Source organism: Coleofasciculus sp., from assembly GCF_046539235.1.
Taxonomy (GTDB): Bacteria; Cyanobacteriota; Cyanobacteriia; order Cyanobacteriales; family Coleofasciculaceae; genus Coleofasciculus.
This window is the reverse complement of the sequence record NZ_JBKHHI010000134.1, coordinates 1-14,979: the sequence shown is the minus strand read 5'-3', so window position 1 is coordinate 14,979 and position 14,979 is coordinate 1. Positions and strand designations below refer to the sequence as shown.

The 14,979-nt window shown below is 46.2% G+C and carries 17 protein-coding genes and 1 pseudogene; 4 read left to right on the top strand and 14 right to left on the bottom strand.

Annotated elements, in window-relative coordinates; translation table 11 throughout:
• Both ACLFWI_RS14035 and ebsA read right to left on the bottom strand, forming a co-directional pair.
• Nucleotides 1-990 (bottom strand): phosphotransacetylase family protein (locus ACLFWI_RS14035; RefSeq protein WP_446413431.1); only part of this gene is annotated, 990 nt, incomplete at its 3' end.
• A 38-nt stretch (nucleotides 991-1,028) separates the two neighbouring features.
• Nucleotides 1,029-1,400 (bottom strand): type IV pilus biogenesis protein EbsA, encoded by a 372-nt coding sequence (ebsA, locus tag ACLFWI_RS14030; RefSeq protein ID WP_446413430.1) that lies wholly within the window; start codon nucleotides 1,398-1,400, stop codon nucleotides 1,029-1,031.
• Between the two features lie 195 nt (nucleotides 1,401-1,595).
• On the opposite strand from ebsA, the gene ACLFWI_RS14025 reads away from it, so the two are divergent.
• The 3 genes from ACLFWI_RS14025 (at nucleotide 1,596) to ACLFWI_RS14015 (ending at nucleotide 4,500) form a co-directional block, all read left to right on the top strand.
• Nucleotides 1,596-1,937 (top strand): histidine triad nucleotide-binding protein, encoded by a 342-nt coding sequence (locus ACLFWI_RS14025; RefSeq protein WP_446413429.1) that lies wholly within the window; start codon nucleotides 1,596-1,598, stop codon nucleotides 1,935-1,937.
• Between the two features lie 456 nt (nucleotides 1,938-2,393).
• Nucleotides 2,394-3,467, top strand: a complete 1,074-nt coding sequence (locus ACLFWI_RS14020) for a dipeptide epimerase (protein WP_446413428.1) — start codon at nucleotides 2,394-2,396, stop codon at nucleotides 3,465-3,467.
• Complete coding sequence (locus tag ACLFWI_RS14015; protein ID WP_446413427.1) at nucleotides 3,451-4,500, top strand: DUF1611 domain-containing protein; 1,050 nt, start codon at nucleotides 3,451-3,453, stop codon at nucleotides 4,498-4,500. The genes ACLFWI_RS14020 and ACLFWI_RS14015 overlap by 17 nt, the downstream gene beginning before the upstream one ends.
• Before the next feature lie 26 nt (nucleotides 4,501-4,526).
• Here the strand turns inward: ACLFWI_RS14015 and ACLFWI_RS14010 are convergent, their stop codons facing one another.
• The 4 genes from ACLFWI_RS14010 to ACLFWI_RS13995 all read right to left on the bottom strand — a co-directional run bounded on the left by ACLFWI_RS14010 (nucleotide 4,527) and on the right by ACLFWI_RS13995 (nucleotide 7,227).
• The gene (locus ACLFWI_RS14010) at nucleotides 4,527-4,730 is read right to left on the bottom strand and encodes a hypothetical protein (protein ID WP_446413426.1); all 204 of its coding nucleotides are present in this window, start codon (nucleotides 4,728-4,730) and stop codon (nucleotides 4,527-4,529) included.
• A gap of 36 nt (nucleotides 4,731-4,766) precedes the next feature.
• Nucleotides 4,767-5,507 carry a pentapeptide repeat-containing protein gene (locus ACLFWI_RS14005; RefSeq protein WP_006101410.1) on the bottom strand — a complete coding sequence of 247 codons (741 nt, stop codon included), beginning with the start codon at nucleotides 5,505-5,507 and terminating at the stop codon, nucleotides 4,767-4,769.
• A gap of 90 nt (nucleotides 5,508-5,597) precedes the next feature.
• Nucleotides 5,598-6,302, bottom strand: coding sequence for a pentapeptide repeat-containing protein (locus tag ACLFWI_RS14000; protein ID WP_446370792.1), 705 nt, complete (start codon nucleotides 6,300-6,302; stop codon nucleotides 5,598-5,600).
• A 112-nt stretch (nucleotides 6,303-6,414) separates the two neighbouring features.
• Nucleotides 6,415-7,227, bottom strand: coding sequence for a carbon-nitrogen hydrolase family protein (locus ACLFWI_RS13995; RefSeq protein WP_446409952.1), 813 nt, complete (start codon nucleotides 7,225-7,227; stop codon nucleotides 6,415-6,417).
• A gap of 458 nt (nucleotides 7,228-7,685) precedes the next feature.
• On the opposite strand from ACLFWI_RS13995, the gene ACLFWI_RS13990 reads away from it, so the two are divergent.
• On the top strand, nucleotides 7,686-7,922 hold the full coding sequence (locus ACLFWI_RS13990; RefSeq protein WP_446409951.1) for a hypothetical protein: 237 nt from the start codon (nucleotides 7,686-7,688) through the stop codon (nucleotides 7,920-7,922).
• A 21-nt stretch (nucleotides 7,923-7,943) separates the two neighbouring features.
• Here the strand turns inward: ACLFWI_RS13990 and ACLFWI_RS13985 are convergent, their stop codons facing one another.
• From ACLFWI_RS13985 to ACLFWI_RS13950, 8 genes and pseudogenes are all read right to left on the bottom strand, one after another.
• The gene (locus ACLFWI_RS13985) at nucleotides 7,944-8,744 is read right to left on the bottom strand and encodes a class I SAM-dependent methyltransferase (protein WP_446409950.1); all 801 of its coding nucleotides are present in this window, start codon (nucleotides 8,742-8,744) and stop codon (nucleotides 7,944-7,946) included.
• Nucleotides 8,745-8,772: 28 nt separating this feature from the next.
• A complete protein-coding gene (locus ACLFWI_RS13980; protein WP_446413425.1) occupies nucleotides 8,773-8,928 on the bottom strand; it encodes a hypothetical protein in 156 nt (51 codons plus the stop codon).
• 405 nt (nucleotides 8,929-9,333) lie between these two features.
• Entirely contained in the window at nucleotides 9,334-10,188 is an 855-nt protein-coding gene (locus tag ACLFWI_RS13975; protein WP_446413424.1) for a hypothetical protein, read from the bottom strand.
• Nucleotides 10,189-10,270: 82 nt separating this feature from the next.
• Nucleotides 10,271-10,573: pseudogene (locus tag ACLFWI_RS13970) on the bottom strand (Uma2 family endonuclease); the annotation flags it as partial.
• A gap of 157 nt (nucleotides 10,574-10,730) precedes the next feature.
• Nucleotides 10,731-12,350 carry a 2-isopropylmalate synthase gene (locus ACLFWI_RS13965; RefSeq protein WP_446413423.1) on the bottom strand — a complete coding sequence of 540 codons (1,620 nt, stop codon included), beginning with the start codon at nucleotides 12,348-12,350 and terminating at the stop codon, nucleotides 10,731-10,733.
• A 74-nt stretch (nucleotides 12,351-12,424) separates the two neighbouring features.
• Nucleotides 12,425-12,943 (bottom strand): LabA-like NYN domain-containing protein, encoded by a 519-nt coding sequence (locus ACLFWI_RS13960; protein ID WP_446399800.1) that lies wholly within the window; start codon nucleotides 12,941-12,943, stop codon nucleotides 12,425-12,427.
• Between the two features lie 562 nt (nucleotides 12,944-13,505).
• On the bottom strand, nucleotides 13,506-14,327 hold the full coding sequence (locus ACLFWI_RS13955; RefSeq protein WP_446413422.1) for a sulfurtransferase: 822 nt from the start codon (nucleotides 14,325-14,327) through the stop codon (nucleotides 13,506-13,508).
• Between the two features lie 10 nt (nucleotides 14,328-14,337).
• Nucleotides 14,338-14,979, bottom strand: a 642-nt coding sequence (locus ACLFWI_RS13950) for a ShlB/FhaC/HecB family hemolysin secretion/activation protein (protein ID WP_446413421.1), incomplete at its 5' end; no start/stop codon positions are given.

The following is a 14,979-nucleotide window of genomic DNA, read 5'->3' as shown; positions in this document are numbered from 1 at the left end:
TTCGCGCAGGCGTACTTGACCAAAAGCGCGATCGATAATTTCCACAGTGGTGAGGGTATCCAGATCCACCGATAAAATGGGGATTTCCAATTCTTCAGCCCGGTTGACAATCAACGGTTGGGGTGGTATCTGCCCGGTTAGAATCAGACAGTGGGTTGAGGTTTCCAGGGCTGCCATTTGGATATCCGTGCGATCGCCTCCGGTGACGACTGCCATGTGCTTGCCTTTGCGGAAATATTTTAGGGCAGAGTTGACATTCATCGCGCCAATGGTCAAACTTTGAACCAATAAATCCACCCGATCCGGACGACAAAGCACTTGAGCATCCAGTTGATGAATCAATTCTCGAACCGTAACGCTGCGGAGTAAATCGTTTTGAGGTAAAATCCCTAATACGGGAATACCTTGCGCCTCTAGAAACGGTTGAACAGTGGATTGGACGATTTCCAGTTGATCTGCCGGAACCGCATTAATCACAACTCCCCGTAAGCGATCGCCAAGTTGGTTTTTGGCAGATAGCAGCGTTTCCACCAGTAATACCGAATGAAAACGGCTGACTAATATAATTGAAGCCTCTATTTCCTGAGCAATGTTCAGCAACGAGAGGTCAAATAAATTGCCTTCAAACAACGTACTCGGTCCTTCGAGTACCATTAAATCACCAATCGGCGGCTGGAGATAGGACTTCAGCGATTGACGGTAATTGGTTGAATCCTCACCGCGCAAGCGTTTCTGCATCGTCTGATCATCCAGATAAAGTAGAGGCGATCGCACCCGTTTTTCTGGTAGATCTAGGATAGACGGAATAAACTGCACATCATCACCTTCGCGATCCAGTTTATTCGCATACTCAGTACAGCCTAAGAGCTTACCATAACCAATATCCAGTCCTTTACTTTTAAGCTGATGGGCGATGCCCAGAATGATGGCGGACTTGCCACTATATGCTTCAGTTGATCCAATTAGTAAATAGTTTGCGGATTTTGTCACCCCTGATTCCACTCCTCCGTTCAAATTGCCACTTAAGTTTACTCGTCACGTAGTAGTTTGCGATAAAATGTCTGGGAAAAATCAGTCAAGCGGGTACGCTTGAAATTCAGAATCACTTCGATCAAATAATTAATAAATTCCGAATTTGCCAAAGTTACCTCATAACTCAATTCGGCGTTGCCATCAAACTGTAATCGGCAGCGGGTTAGTTCCGAAGGGAGTTTAGAGACAAACCAGGTTGCCACAAAGGGAATGCTATCACCGCCTTCAATCCGGCGACTCCCTTCTAAGGAACCCTGTTGATACAGACTAATCGCCAGGGGGAGGGCATTGCGTTTAGTGCCTTGATAGTAAGGCATATAGACACCGACGGCGCCTTTATCGGCAGGCTGAAGTTTCTCGATAGACATAGCTGACTAGCGTCTTGTTCCGGTATGGAGAATGCCATGCACTCTCGTTGCAGGTTAATAAATTATAGGAAACCGATACAGTTGAAATACAGAGGTTTCTCCCAAATTGTTTACTCTATCTCGATCTTAGGCGTTTTTTGTCCTTGTATGCTACTTTCATTTAAGCATTGATACTAAGTCAAACCGCGATCAGCCATGAGTGAGACAATCTTTAGCAAAATTATCCGTCGGGAAATCCCCGCTGACATTGTTTATGAAGATGATCTAGTCCTAGCGTTCAAGGATATTACGCCCAAAGCCCCCGTTCATATTCTGCTCATTCCCAAAAAACCGATTCCCCAGCTAGCGGCGGCGGAGTCTCAAGATCATGCCCTCATGGGACATCTGCTGTTAACCGCCAAGCGAGTGGCTGAACAAGTGGGTTTGAATCAAGGCTATCGGGTGGTGATCAACAACGGTGCTGATGGCGGTCAAACCGTGGATCATCTACATTTACACATTTTAGGTGGACGCCAGATGGAATGGCCCCCCGGTTAAGTGTCTGACAGGTGTGGGTTTTTTATTTTAGGGTGGGGACAAGACAAGGGGGACAAGGTGACAAGAAGACAAGGGAGAAAAACCGCTAGTCTTTGTGTAGGGGCGACCCGCCTGCACTAATTAACAACTCCAATCCACTAAATAGACTCGGGTCGCCCTAGAGCCAGAGTCCGGGTTAGTCGTGACGAACAAATATAGCGGTTCTCCAGTGTTTAAAGTACACCCAAATGTGGGGGCGCAAGGCTTGCGCCCGATTTAACCGTAAAATCTATTCCATTCGAGTCTTTAACGGTGAGTGGTGCGTTACGCTTCACTCTCCTCACCCTACAGATTTACCTGAAGCGCTGTCAAGTTAAGCTTTAAGCCAGTTACCCCGTCTGCTTCCGGTTGAGATCCCGAAATTCCAGTACCATGAACCTAGTATGGGCTTACTGTTCCCCAAACCCTCCTTGGATTATGCGCCTTAGCTTAGAACCCTTTACTGTTCACAAGCGATTCCCTTTAACCATTAGTCGCGGTACAACCTCCCACACCACTAATATCTGGGTGCGGCTAGAACATGAGGGGATAGAGGGTTGGGGTGAAGCCTCTCCCTTTGCGATCGCGACTCCATCTCATCCCGTAACCAAAACTCCCCAAACGACTCAGATGTTGTTGGATGGACTGGAGTTAGTTATACCCATATTAGAGGCATATACACCCTGGGAACGCCAGAAAATTGAACGAGTCTTGGCAGATGCGGATGCACCATCGGCGGTTAGGGCGGCGCTTGATATCGCATTACAGGATTGGTTAGGAAAACACTTAGGTGTTCCCTTATGGAAATTATGGGGATGCAATCGCCACCGAATTGTGCCAATTTCCGCCACGGTAGGAATTGGTACACCTGAAGCCGTAAAACAACGAGTGCGAAATTGGATACCGATCACTGGGGGCAATGTGCTTAAAATTAAACTCGGTTCCCCTGACGGAATTGAAGCCGATCGCGAAATGCTATTAGCCATCCGAGATGTCGCCCCCCAAGCCCAGTTAACCGTTGATGCGAATGGCGGTTGGCCTGTAGACGACGCGGTAAAAATGTGCCACTGGTTAGCCCAACAAGGTGTCAAATACGTTGAACAACCCCTTAGAGCCGGACAAGAGGCGGATTTACCTCATTTGTATTCGCGATCGCCGCTACCTATTTTTGTGGATGAAAGCTGCTTTACCAGTCAAGATATTCCGCCCCTGGCTGATTGCATTCATGGGATTAATATCAAACTAATGAAATCCGGTGGATTAACCGAAGCTTTGCGGATGGTACATACGGCTAAAGCCTATGGATTACAGGTGATGTATGGCTGCTATTCCGATAGTACCCTCGCCAATACCGCCGCCTCTCACTTATCCTCTTTCGCCGATTATCTGGATTTAGACAGTCATTTGAATTTAGCCGATGATCCCTTCACTGGGGCGACGCTTCAAGATGGACGATTGATACCAAATAACTTATCAGGATTGGGAGTAAAACGCCATGTATCTGACAAGTGATCAGCGCGTCGCTATTTTATTACATGAAGGGATTCGCGGCGATCAGGGGAAAACCGGATTAACGCTGCTACGGTATAGCGAAGCGACAGTGGTGGCGGTGATTGACAAAGACTGTGCGGGAGAGTCGTTATCGGACTTAACTGGAATTAACTGTAAGGCGCCGATTGTGGATTCAGTGAGTTCAGCCCTCGCCTACAATCCGACTATATTAGCCATTGGAATTGCCCCATCGGGGGGACGGTTGCCAGAGGTTTGGTGGCAAGAAGTTAAACAGGGAATCGCGGCTGGACTTTCTGTTTATAACGGCTTGCATACGCCAATGGCATCTGATCCTGAATTACAAGAATTACTCCAACCCAATCAACAGATTTGGGATATTCGTCAGGAACCAACGGGTTTGGGGATTGGCAAAGCCCAAGCGCGATCGCTGTCTTGTCAACGGATTTTAACCGTGGGTACGGATATGAGTGTGGGAAAAATGTCTACCAGTATTGAGTTCCATCGCGCCGCTTGTCGAAAGGGAATTAAGTCTAAGTTTTTGGCAACCGGGCAAGCGGGGTTAATGATTGCTGGAGATGGTATTCCTTTAGATGCGATTCGGGTTGATTTTGCGGCGGGTGCGGTTGAACAAATAGTAATGAAATTTGGTCAGGATTATGACTTATTAATGATCGAAGGGCAGGGTTCACTGATTCATCCCGGTTCTACGGCAACCTTACCCCTAATTCGAGGTACACAACCCACAGGTTTAATATTAGTTCATCGCGCTGGACAAGGACATGTTCGCCATTGCTCGGATGTACTGATTCCACCGTTACCGGAGGTGATTCAATTGTATGAAACTGTGGCGAGGGGGGGAGGGGCATTTGCACCAATTCCAGTCGTGGCGATTGCCTTGAATACGGGACATTTGCCAGAGAAGAAAGCACAAGACGCGATCACACAGGTTAAGGATGAGACTGGTTTACCTTGTACGGATGTGGTGCGGTTTGGGGCAGATTTATTGGTTGATGGTGTAATGAAACTGTTATGATATTTTCCCTATTTGATAGATTAGAGTTACATCATTATATTTTTTTTTACGCCGAGGGCAATGTCGCGATCGCGTCCTTCACCTGAACCAACTACTGCTGCGATTGTACCCAAATAAAATAACACAATTATAGCCGTATTTAAACTCAACTTAGGATAGACCCATTGAAATAGGATTATATAGCAATCGCCATAGCGGTTATGACGCATCTTATGGTAGAGACGTTGCATGCAACGTCTCTACAGTTGTGGGGAGAACTATCCAATTCATTCCACTAAGTTTAAAGATGTGACCTCAAGGATTGTCCCTTCTAGTTTGGTACTATCAAGTTTAACATTTGTCAAATCAGTCCCGGCTAAATTGGCGTCGCTTAAATCCGCATCTTTGAGAATCGCCGCCGTTAGCTTGGCATAAGCTAAATTAGACCGACCTAAATTGGCTCCATTCAATTTAGCTTCTGTGAGATTAGCTTCAATCAGGTTCGCCCCACTTAAGTTAACCCCACTCAGATTAGCATTGGTGAGGTTGACTCCAATCATATTGGTGATACTGAGATTAGCACCGGTGAGATCGGCGTTACTCAAATTCGCTTTGATCAGGTTAGCGCCGCTCAGGTAAGCAATCATCAGGCTGCTATGACTCATATCCGCACAACTTAGTTCAGCCCCACTTAAGTTAGCGCCACTAAGATTGGCATACCGCAGGTTGGCAACGCCAAGTTTGCTGCCAATCAAATTTGCATCCTTGAGGTTAGCGTCTCTGAGATCCGCATTACTGAGCGTGGCAATAATCAGATCAGCTTTACTGAGATCCGCTCCAATCAGTTTGGCATCTCGTAAGTTAGCATCACTGAGGTCAGCATTACGCAGGTTAGCCCCCATGAGGTCAGCCCCCCGTAAGTCAGTATCGCGCAAGTCAGCATCACGCAAGTCGGCATCACGCAGGTCAGCATTCTGAAAACTTCGCTCTCCTGCTGCGTAACGTGACCGAAATTCGTTTGCATCCATAGGTGTAGGTAGGTTGGGTGTCTTGGGAATTCAGCTTGAACTAGCCTTTCCCAATGCTAGGTTCTAGCACGAACCAGAGGAACCGGAATCCTAACTCACGGAACTGGTTTGGGAATCTCCAGTCAAACTGATCAGGGTTCCTTCTAGCTTAGCTTGATCTAGATTGGCATCGGTCAAATCCGCGCTAGCTAAGTTGGCGTCGCGCAGATCTGCATGACACAATAATGCTCCATTTAGCTTGGCATGAGCTAGGTTGGCTCGATACAATTTGGCTTCACTTAAATTGGCACCACTGAGATTGGCTTCAATCAAGTTAGCTCCATTGAGATCAGCACTAATTAGGTTAGCACCACTGAGATCCGCTCCGATGAGATTGGTAATACTTAGATTAGCACCGCTTAAGTTAGCGTCGCTCAAGTTAACTTTAATTAAACTCGCATCACTCAGATAAGCGCGACTCAGGCTGGCGCTCTTGAGGTTAGCACCACTGAGTTCTGCACTGATTAAGTTGGCACCGATCAGATTTGCCTCACTCAGGTTAGCAACACCCATCTTTGCGCCAATCAGGTTTGCCTCACTCAAGTTAGCCCCCTTCAAATCCGCATCGCTGAGGGTGGTAAAAATTAGATCTGCACCCGTTAGATTGGCACCTTGCAAATTAGCTTCGCTTAGATTAGCACCACTCAAGTCAGAATAACTTAGGTCAGCTTGGTTTAGGTCAGCACCAATCAGATTGACACTGCGGAAATTTCTTTCACCTGCGGCATAACGCGACCGAATTTCTGTAGCATCCATAGGTTTTATGTTGTAAATTTAGGCTTAACAAATTTTTACAGCAAAATCAGTTGTCTAATCCTGTTTGGTCACTTCACATCCAAAAAACATAAGACCAATGATCAATGACCGATCAAATAAAAACCCGATGTTCTAGGGATGGCATCTGGCGGCGAACTTGTTCAAGGCGAGTCGGATTAATTTCTGCGATCGCGACACCCGGTTTATCGCCAGCATCGGCTAATATCATCCCCCAAGGGTCAACAATCATGGCGTGACCGTGGGTTTTACGCATGGCGTAATGACGTCCCGTTTGGGCGGGTGCAATCACGTAACAGGTGTTTTCAATGGCTCGTGCTTGGAGTAGGACTTGCCAATGATCTTTTCCCGTATACGCGGTAAAGGCAGCCGGAACAAACAAAATGTCAGCCCCTTTATCGGCTAAATGACGGTAAAGTTCTGGGAAGCGAACATCATAGCACACCGATAGTCCTAAGTTGCCCAATGTTCCGGACTGGCAAACGGGTGGTAGTTGATCCCCAGCCATCACCGTACTCGATTCTTGATAGGTATTGCCATCGGGGACATTCACATCGAATAAGTGAACTTTTTGATAACGCACCAATTCAACGCCATTAGGATCGATGAGCAAGGCGGTGTTGTAAACTTTTGTCTTGTCTACAGGCACAGGAAATCCTCCCCCAAGCAGCGTGATCTGAAAGCGCTGTGCCATGGTTTTGAGGAATTTTTCACTCTGGAGGGCGATCGCGTCAGCTTGTGCCACTTTGTCTTCTTCTTTACCGAGGAACGAGAAGTTTTCTGGTAAAGTAATCAGCTCAGCGCCTTGGCGCACCGCCAGTTCAATCAATGTTTCTGCCTCAACCAGATTCTTCTCTAGGTCAGGCAAGCTTGTCATTTGCACAGCAGCGGCAAGGTAAGACTTCATCGGTAGCAAGAGTAGAAATGATTTTATAGTTTAAGTTTTTGCCATTAACTATACCAGGCAACGCCGTTGGCAGCCATATCAATCCTGGATGCACCCGAAGCGATCGCGTGGAGGGGAACTGGGTCTTAGGTCAGGTTCAGTGCATCCCCTGCCTTTTTGTCACAGCTAATTTAGATTAATTCTTTCTTCAGAAAGATACCCAAAACGCAATGATTTAGCTAACTTACTCACTATAAGGTTAGGCACTTGTCAACTCAGTCGAGATTTTCTGTAATTAAATTTAATCTTTGATCAAGAACGTGGGTTGTATCGGTAAACCCTTGAAACAAACTCTTAAGGAGTACGTCTTTTTCGGTAGCAATCCTGAGTTACCATGGCAGTGCCATCATAGATTTAGATAGAGTTGGTGATACAATGCCAGCTGATCTCCAACAGATACCTAAAGGAGGACATGTTCGATGAATCTAATTTGTGAAATTACTCAACAAGCGCTATTAACCGGTTATTTAACCCTGGACTCTGAAAATCAATTGCGCCAGCTTCTGTCTAGGGACTATGGCACAGAAGACTTGAAAGCATTCATTCATTTGCAGCAAGCGGTGATGGAAGGCTTAGTTAGGCAAGAGTCTCGTGAGCTATTCTTTTCCAGCATATCCCCAGAAAGCTTGACCCAGGAGGTCGCGATCGCGTCTTGACAAAAGTCAAATATTAGGATTTTATTTTGTCGCGACAACAGCGATATTCCACGCCAACCGTTTGATCAAAGGAATCTTTTTTAGACTCTGATCAATTGTCTCCAGCCGCCGATACGTCGGACTCAATTGTTCATGTTCGACAATTATCTTTTTCCAGTAACGTTCCTGATTGGGATCAACCTTTTCAATTAAATAGAAGCGCAAGAAAATCCAAAGGCTTGCCAGCCAAAAGGTATCATAGGTTGTTTGGGAAAACAGAGACTTAACCACCTTGATAATATTAATATCCAACGGCATTTCATCATCAGTACGCACTTCAGTCGCCATACGCCGATAGACATTAATCACAGGATTATGCTTTAGCGGGTCCCAAAAACAGGCTTTTCCTCCGGGTTTGAGGACACGGTGCATTTCCTTTAGGGCGATTTTGGGATCAGGAATATGGTGCAATAAATTGGAGGCATAAACAATATCAAACGCATTGTCTGCAAAATCCAGCGCCATAGCATTCGCTGTATGCCCCTCAATGTTAACGCCGTTAGCCGCCGCTAATTTTAGCGCCACCTCTACCATTCCGGGTGAATAGTCAGCGGCTACACAATTCGCTCCTTTTTGGGCAAAGTAAACGCTATTTTCACCTGCACCACAACCTAAATCTAAGAGACGTTTACCGCGAATATCGCCCAGTTGTTGCAGAATAAAGCGGTTTTCTGGGGCAGTACAGGCTTCAAAATAATCAGCCACGCGAATACCATCGACATCAATGGCGGCTGCCCAGGTATCGTGAAACTGGCGTTCTTTATTGAGAGTTTCGTCAATCATCTTGTCGGTAATGGTTGTACAGAGACGGTTAGGTAATTGATGGCAATTGTACAAGAATTTGCACGATTGATGTCACGGTTTTAAAATACACGGCAACTGGATTAGGATGATAGGCGACGACTTTATACGTGTTGTCGGACTTTTTCCACACAGCCGCTTCTTGTAACGTTAGAGAAAATGGCAACAGATAGCAAAAAATCCTAGAGACGTTCCACCGGAACGTCTCTACAATCTGGAAATATAGCAGTAGACACATCGATTAGGACTTTCGGCACCATTGTAGAGACGCGCCATGGCGCGTCTGGAACATAAATGATGTGTCCTAACCGCTATGGCGGTTGCTATAAAAAGGATCTGTCATGGTTTATTTTATACTACCTGATCATATTTTAAGAAAGGTGGTGGGCAAGTAGATAGAATCAAGAGTACATCACCTTTGATTCTCCTGTAGGGGCGACCCGCTTGCACAAATGCCCAATTTTGTCCACTCAATTGACTCGGGTCGCCCTGGGATAATATCACCTTTGTCGGTAAAAAAATGGCGATCGCGCCCTCAAAAGAAAGACAAAAATCAAGGAACCACTGAAGATCAAAAACCAAACAAGCCAGCTTCGGTAAAAGCTCGGTCTAGGTCAAGTGTCAAACCAAGATTTTCAGCCCACTCCCATAAATAATCGAAATCAAGTTGTTCCCCTTGCACCTTGAGAACTGCCAAGACATCACGCCATTGTTTTTCCGAACCTGAACCCTGCCTCCATCGGAGTTTACTTAAAATAACATCTTCAGGAGAAGCAAAATAGAGCCTCGTTTCTTCAAACTCAATCACCGGTCGGCGCTCAAACTTCAGGCGATCAAATTCCTCTGTTCCGGTTATCAGAAAATCAGCACGGCTAATGCTCTCCATATCGGTAATTTTCAGGGTTCTCATCCGACCCAATTTCACAACACTGGGGACAGAAAAACCACACTCGCTGAGGGCGTCGGTAAGGCGATCAATATCAGTTGGAGAAATCCCGATTACCAAATCTAAATCCTGTGTTGTGCGGGGTTCACCGTAAGCAATTGCTGCTATCCCACCCGTGATGTAATAGGGAATGGACAATGCGGTAAAAATGGGATGAAGTTTAACCGCTAACTGTACCGAATCCTGAATCCACATCTGTGACTTGACGGTGGGAATGTAATTAGCAGGGCAATGGTCTTGTAACCACGCTCTGGCAATTTTTTGGGCGAACTGGGTTGGGGAAAGATGTGCAAATTGTTGGCTCAGAGAACACAATGAGAGCTTACGGGCGCTCTTTGTCAGCGAGGCTGCCATTTTCAAGCGTTCGCCCGGTGTTCGTTGTCGGAGTAAGTGGAATGTCAGTTTATCTGTTTCTACACTGGTGTCTTTAGCCTGTGGACGGTATCCTGATACAACAGACAATGGAATGGGTTGAATCATCGCGATCGCGAGTGCAAGATCTGAGTTTCTTTCTATAATCTTATGGACGCAGTTGTCGTCTCAATTCCCGCAGCATCCGACTGGTTCCTTGTTCAACACCAGCAATAACTGGACGTTTGAAGGTTGTTGAACCAAAGTCTTCCCAATCCCGCTCTTGGCTATCTAGAATCGTTTTAACAATATCGGCAATGATGCGATGGGGACGTTCATGAATGGCTAACGGGGACATGATCGAGAGAATGCTTTGGTAGTAGGCGATGCGGGTGTTACGGTGTTCGCCTAACTCTACCAGAATTTGTTCAAAGTCTTGCCAAGATATGTCAGAAATCTGAATCGTGCTACCTGGAGTTAGTTTAATGGCGCGAATGGGAATAGTGACACTCAAACTATTTTGCTCCAATCCATGCAATTGATGATACCAAATCCACTGAAGCCACGGCGATTAAAATCGCTGCTATACAAACAAAGTCCGCAAGGTAAGGACTGGATTATAAATTAGATCCCCGACATCTTCAAGACGTCGGGGATCTGGTAAAGATGGATTAAACTGGGGCTACCGCTTTATCTGTCTCGCGATCGCGACTTTCTTGACCTTGCCCCTGTAACCAACCATAGAGTCGGTTCAGGGCATTCACATAAGCTTGGGCTGATGCCACAATAATATCGGTATTGGCAGCATGACCGGAAAAGACACGACTGTTATAACGTAGCCGAATCGTGACTTCCCCTAAAGCGTCAATCCCGGCTGTCACTGACTGCACCGAATATTCAATCAGTTCGTTGGGGACATTCACCACCCGATTAATTGCTTTATACACCGCATCCACTGGACCAGTTCCAATCGCCGCATCCATTAGTTCTTCACCTTCAGGCGTGCGTAAGGTTACGGTAGCCGTAGGACGAGCGTGATCCCCACAGGATACCTGAACTAATTCCAGATGGAACAGTTCGGGAACTTGGCGGATTTCATCGTTAACCAGCGCCTCTAAATCCCAATCGGATACGTCTTTTTTCTTATCCGCCACTTCTTTGAAGCGGACAAATGCCTTATTCAATTCTGTCTCGGACAGATCAAACCCCAATTCCTTCAGACGGCTGCGGAAGGCGTTGCGCCCGGAATGTTTACCCAAGACAATCTGATTATCGGTTAAGCCGATTAACTTGGCATCCATGATTTCATAAGTCAGCTTGTTTTTGAGGACGCCATCTTGGTGAATACCCGATTCGTGAGCAAAGGCATTTGCGCCAACAATTGCCTTATTCGGTTGCACTAACATTCCGGTTAAATTCGACACTAACCGCGAGGTTTTGTAAATCTGGCGCGTGTCAATATTGGTTAAGGATTCCTCTGACTCCGCAGGGCGTCCCAAATAGGGGTTATAAAATTGCCGCCGGACGTGTAACGCCATGACGAGTTCTTCTAAGGCGGCATTTCCGGCTCGTTCACCGATACCATTAATCGTACATTCTAACTGTCGCGCCCCATTTTTCACCGCTTCCAGGAAGTTGGCAACGGCTAATCCTAGGTCATTGTGACCATGAACGGAGATAATGGCTTGGTCGATATTGGGGACATTTTCTTTAATCCCGCGAATCAATCCGCCAAATTCAGTGGGGGTGGTGTATCCCACGGTATCGGGAATATTCACCGTTGTCGCCCCCGCCGCGATCGCTCTCTCTAGCACTTCGTATAGAAATTCTGGATCAGAACGCCCTGCGTCTTCGGGGGAAAACTCCACATCCTCGACAAAGGATTTGGCATACGCCACCATTTCTGCGGCGATCGCCAATACGTCTTGTCGAGTCTTTTTCAGTTTGTATTTGAGATGAATATCGGACGTGGCAATAAATGTATGAATTCGCCCATTGGCGGCGGGTTTGAGGGCTTTGGCGGCGGCTTCAATATCCTGACGAGTGGCTCGGGCTAATCCACAAATTGTCGGTCCCGACTCGACGCCGACGGTTTGAGCAATCTTTTGCACCGCCTCAAAGTCACCGACACTGGCATAAGGGAACCCGGCTTCAATCACATCCACACCGAGTCGTGCTAGTTGCCGTGCGATCGTTAGTTTCTCCTCTACATTTAATGTGGCTCCAGGACACTGTTCGCCATCGCGCAGCGTGGTATCAAAAATAATAATTCGATTGGGTTGTTTGTTCATTTGATTGTCTCCAGTCAACACTCGTTAATCTTCAATGAGTTAAATCATACATAAGGGCTAATTTGTGTGATTAATCAAGAATCCATTTTCTCGATATAATCACGTATATCATTTAAGTCGATATACCGATCTGTAGCATTCCTTAATTCTCTCGCAATCATTCCTTCCGTTGATACGACTGTAATATGAGTATTCTTTGAACGCAGCAACTCGATCGCCCGCTCAAAATCACCATCTCCACTAAACAGAATAACTCGGTCATACTGTTCTACAGTATTAAACATATCCACAACAATTTCTATATCAAGATTAGCTTTTTGGGAGTAGCGACCAGAACTATCATCATAATACTCTTTTAAAATTTTAGTTCGGACGGTGTAACCGAGACTAATTAGGGCATCTCTAAATCCACGCTGATCTTGAGGATCTTTTAATCCGGTGTACCAAAATGCATTAACCAGAACAATATGGGGTTCTTTTCTAAAATATTCTAAGACCCGCTTTGGATCAAAGAACCAGCCATTTTTTTGTTGAGCATAGAACATATTATTCCCATCAACAAAAATAGAAATACGGTTCATCGAGCAAGGCATATAAACTCAGACCTAATAGTTTTGGGAAATTTAAGTGAACTTCTTATTTTAGCAATTTTAATCTAAATATTGGCTGATAGTTAGTCTATCGGTGTAATTCCTAAGCGTTTTAGCGCCATCTAAATTGTCTTACTCTCTCACCTCCAAGTTCAATCTCCTGGCAAAGAAACTCATGTCGCTAGATTTCTCTGTGCTTTAGAAAAGCTTAGCAACTCGATAGGACGTAGACAGGGGGCTATCTTCAAGCTATGCTCAGGCTTGAGAATAACACCAACCCATTAGCTGTAGATGTACTTTATCGAATTCGGCGATTCATCCCCAACTATACCCGATCAGAGTTAGTGGGGGATGAATCGCCAGTAACAGCAAGCTTGCTTGCATTTAAGTCAACAAGTGTGATAATATTACATATTTTTTCCTAAACATACTTATATAAGCACAATTCTACCGTGGGGTATCAGGAAAGTCACGCCTCGGACATTCTTTACTGTTCCCTGTTCCCTATTCCCTATTCCCTATTCCTTCTTGGGAGCAACTGATGTCCTAATGTATCCCCGGAGTATTATAAGTAGGAACACCAGTCGCTCCAACTTCCAGCATAAAGCTTACCCCTTCCTGTTCCGGCTAATTCCAGGGATAAGAGATTCACGCAGGCGGTGACTCCAGACCCACAATAGACAATGATGTCTGATTTATCTTGGATATCCTGCCATCGCTGTTTTTGCTGATTGGGGGAGTGTAAATAACTTTGAGCATTCGTTACCTCTTGCCAAGGGTAATTAATCGCCCCAGGGATATGACCGGCAACGGGATCAATCGGTTCATGCTCTCCTAAATAGCGATCGCGTGCCCGTGAATCGACCAAAGCGACGTCTGGTAAATTTTTCCGGGTTTTAACCCCGTTGATATCAACCACCCAGTCAGAGCGCACTTGCGGCACAAACTGCCCCGGTTGAGGTTCCGGTATCGCATCGGTTACTGGATACCCTTGGGATTGCCATGGGCCCCAGCCACCATCCAGCACCGCGACGCGATCGTGTCCCAGATAACGCAGTAACCACCATAGACGCGCCGCAAACGCCAAACGGGAATCATCATAAGCCACGACTAAGGTTTCACCGAATCTGACTCCAATCGCGGCAAGTTTTTGGGCAATTCGGTTGGGATCAGGTAAGGGATGACGCCCTCCATGACGTTCCACGGGGGCAGACAGATCTTGGTTCAAATCCAAGTAATACGCTCCCGGAATGTGACTCGTCTGATACTCTTTATATCCCTGTTGCGGATCAGCAAGGGCAAAACGGCAATCAACGATCACCACTTGTGGATCATCGAGGTGTTCTTTTAGCGCTTCGGTCGAGATAATAAAAGGATGATCAATCATTACTATAAGATTAAAATGGATTAATGGTTATTGAAAAATATACGCCATTTTCTTGCCAAGTATCATCCTCAGAATCGACTGAAATCAGGGGAATCCCCCAATCTAAGCGAGCGGTAATCCGATCGCCTTGTTGCCATTGTAGTCCCAACCCCAACGCTGCCAAGCTACTGGGGTCAGGATCATCTATCTCGCCGTTATTCCAGGTTGTGCCAAAATCCACAAAGGGAGTAACCTGCAAAATACCCTCCCACTCAGGAATGCGTAAAATGGGCAGCCGCACTTCAGCCGAGGCAAAGGCACCATTATCCGTGAGTCGAATATCTTGGCGATAGCCGCGCACACTCCCTTGACCCCCTAGCCCAATCTGCTCAACGGGTAACAAATCTTGAGCCGCTAGTTGAATGTCACCCTGAAGAACGAGTAACGAATCCGGACCTAAGAGTCTCACCCACTGGGCTTGACCCCGCCAAGAAAAGAAGCGACTATCTGGCTCATCATCGTTGACTGTGGCATCAAAGATACCCAAACCTAAATTAAACTGAGAGCGTAGGGCAAAGACTTCACTTGCACTTCGTTTAGTCCACTCTTGAAAGAATCGCAGGGCGGAAACCCGAATCCGTCCATCCTCATCAGCACCCAGTGAGGGAAAACC

What these genes read in the sequence shown, in the direction of transcription:
- ebsA (WP_446413430.1), bottom strand. Translation starts at nt 1,400, where the DNA reads ATGTCTATCGAGAAACTTCAGCCTGCCGATAAAGGCGCCGTCGGTGTC.
- ACLFWI_RS14025 (WP_446413429.1), top strand. Translation starts at nt 1,596, where the DNA reads ATGAGTGAGACAATCTTTAGCAAAATTATCCGTCGGGAAATCCCCGCT.
- ACLFWI_RS14020 (WP_446413428.1), top strand. Translation starts at nt 2,394, where the DNA reads ATGCGCCTTAGCTTAGAACCCTTTACTGTTCACAAGCGATTCCCTTTA.
- ACLFWI_RS14015 (WP_446413427.1), top strand. Translation starts at nt 3,451, where the DNA reads ATGTATCTGACAAGTGATCAGCGCGTCGCTATTTTATTACATGAAGGG.
- ACLFWI_RS14010 (WP_446413426.1), bottom strand. Translation starts at nt 4,730, where the DNA reads ATGCAACGTCTCTACCATAAGATGCGTCATAACCGCTATGGCGATTGC.
- ACLFWI_RS14005 (WP_006101410.1), bottom strand. Translation starts at nt 5,507, where the DNA reads ATGGATGCAAACGAATTTCGGTCACGTTACGCAGCAGGAGAGCGAAGT.
- ACLFWI_RS14000 (WP_446370792.1), bottom strand. Translation starts at nt 6,302, where the DNA reads ATGGATGCTACAGAAATTCGGTCGCGTTATGCCGCAGGTGAAAGAAAT.
- ACLFWI_RS13995 (WP_446409952.1), bottom strand. Translation starts at nt 7,227, where the DNA reads ATGAAGTCTTACCTTGCCGCTGCTGTGCAAATGACAAGCTTGCCTGAC.
- ACLFWI_RS13990 (WP_446409951.1), top strand. Translation starts at nt 7,686, where the DNA reads ATGAATCTAATTTGTGAAATTACTCAACAAGCGCTATTAACCGGTTAT.
- ACLFWI_RS13985 (WP_446409950.1), bottom strand. Translation starts at nt 8,744, where the DNA reads ATGATTGACGAAACTCTCAATAAAGAACGCCAGTTTCACGATACCTGG.
- ACLFWI_RS13975 (WP_446413424.1), bottom strand. Translation starts at nt 10,188, where the DNA reads ATGATTCAACCCATTCCATTGTCTGTTGTATCAGGATACCGTCCACAG.
- ACLFWI_RS13965 (WP_446413423.1), bottom strand. Translation starts at nt 12,350, where the DNA reads ATGAACAAACAACCCAATCGAATTATTATTTTTGATACCACGCTGCGC.
- ACLFWI_RS13960 (WP_446399800.1), bottom strand. Translation starts at nt 12,943, where the DNA reads ATGCCTTGCTCGATGAACCGTATTTCTATTTTTGTTGATGGGAATAAT.
- ACLFWI_RS13955 (WP_446413422.1), bottom strand. Translation starts at nt 14,327, where the DNA reads ATGATTGATCATCCTTTTATTATCTCGACCGAAGCGCTAAAAGAACAC.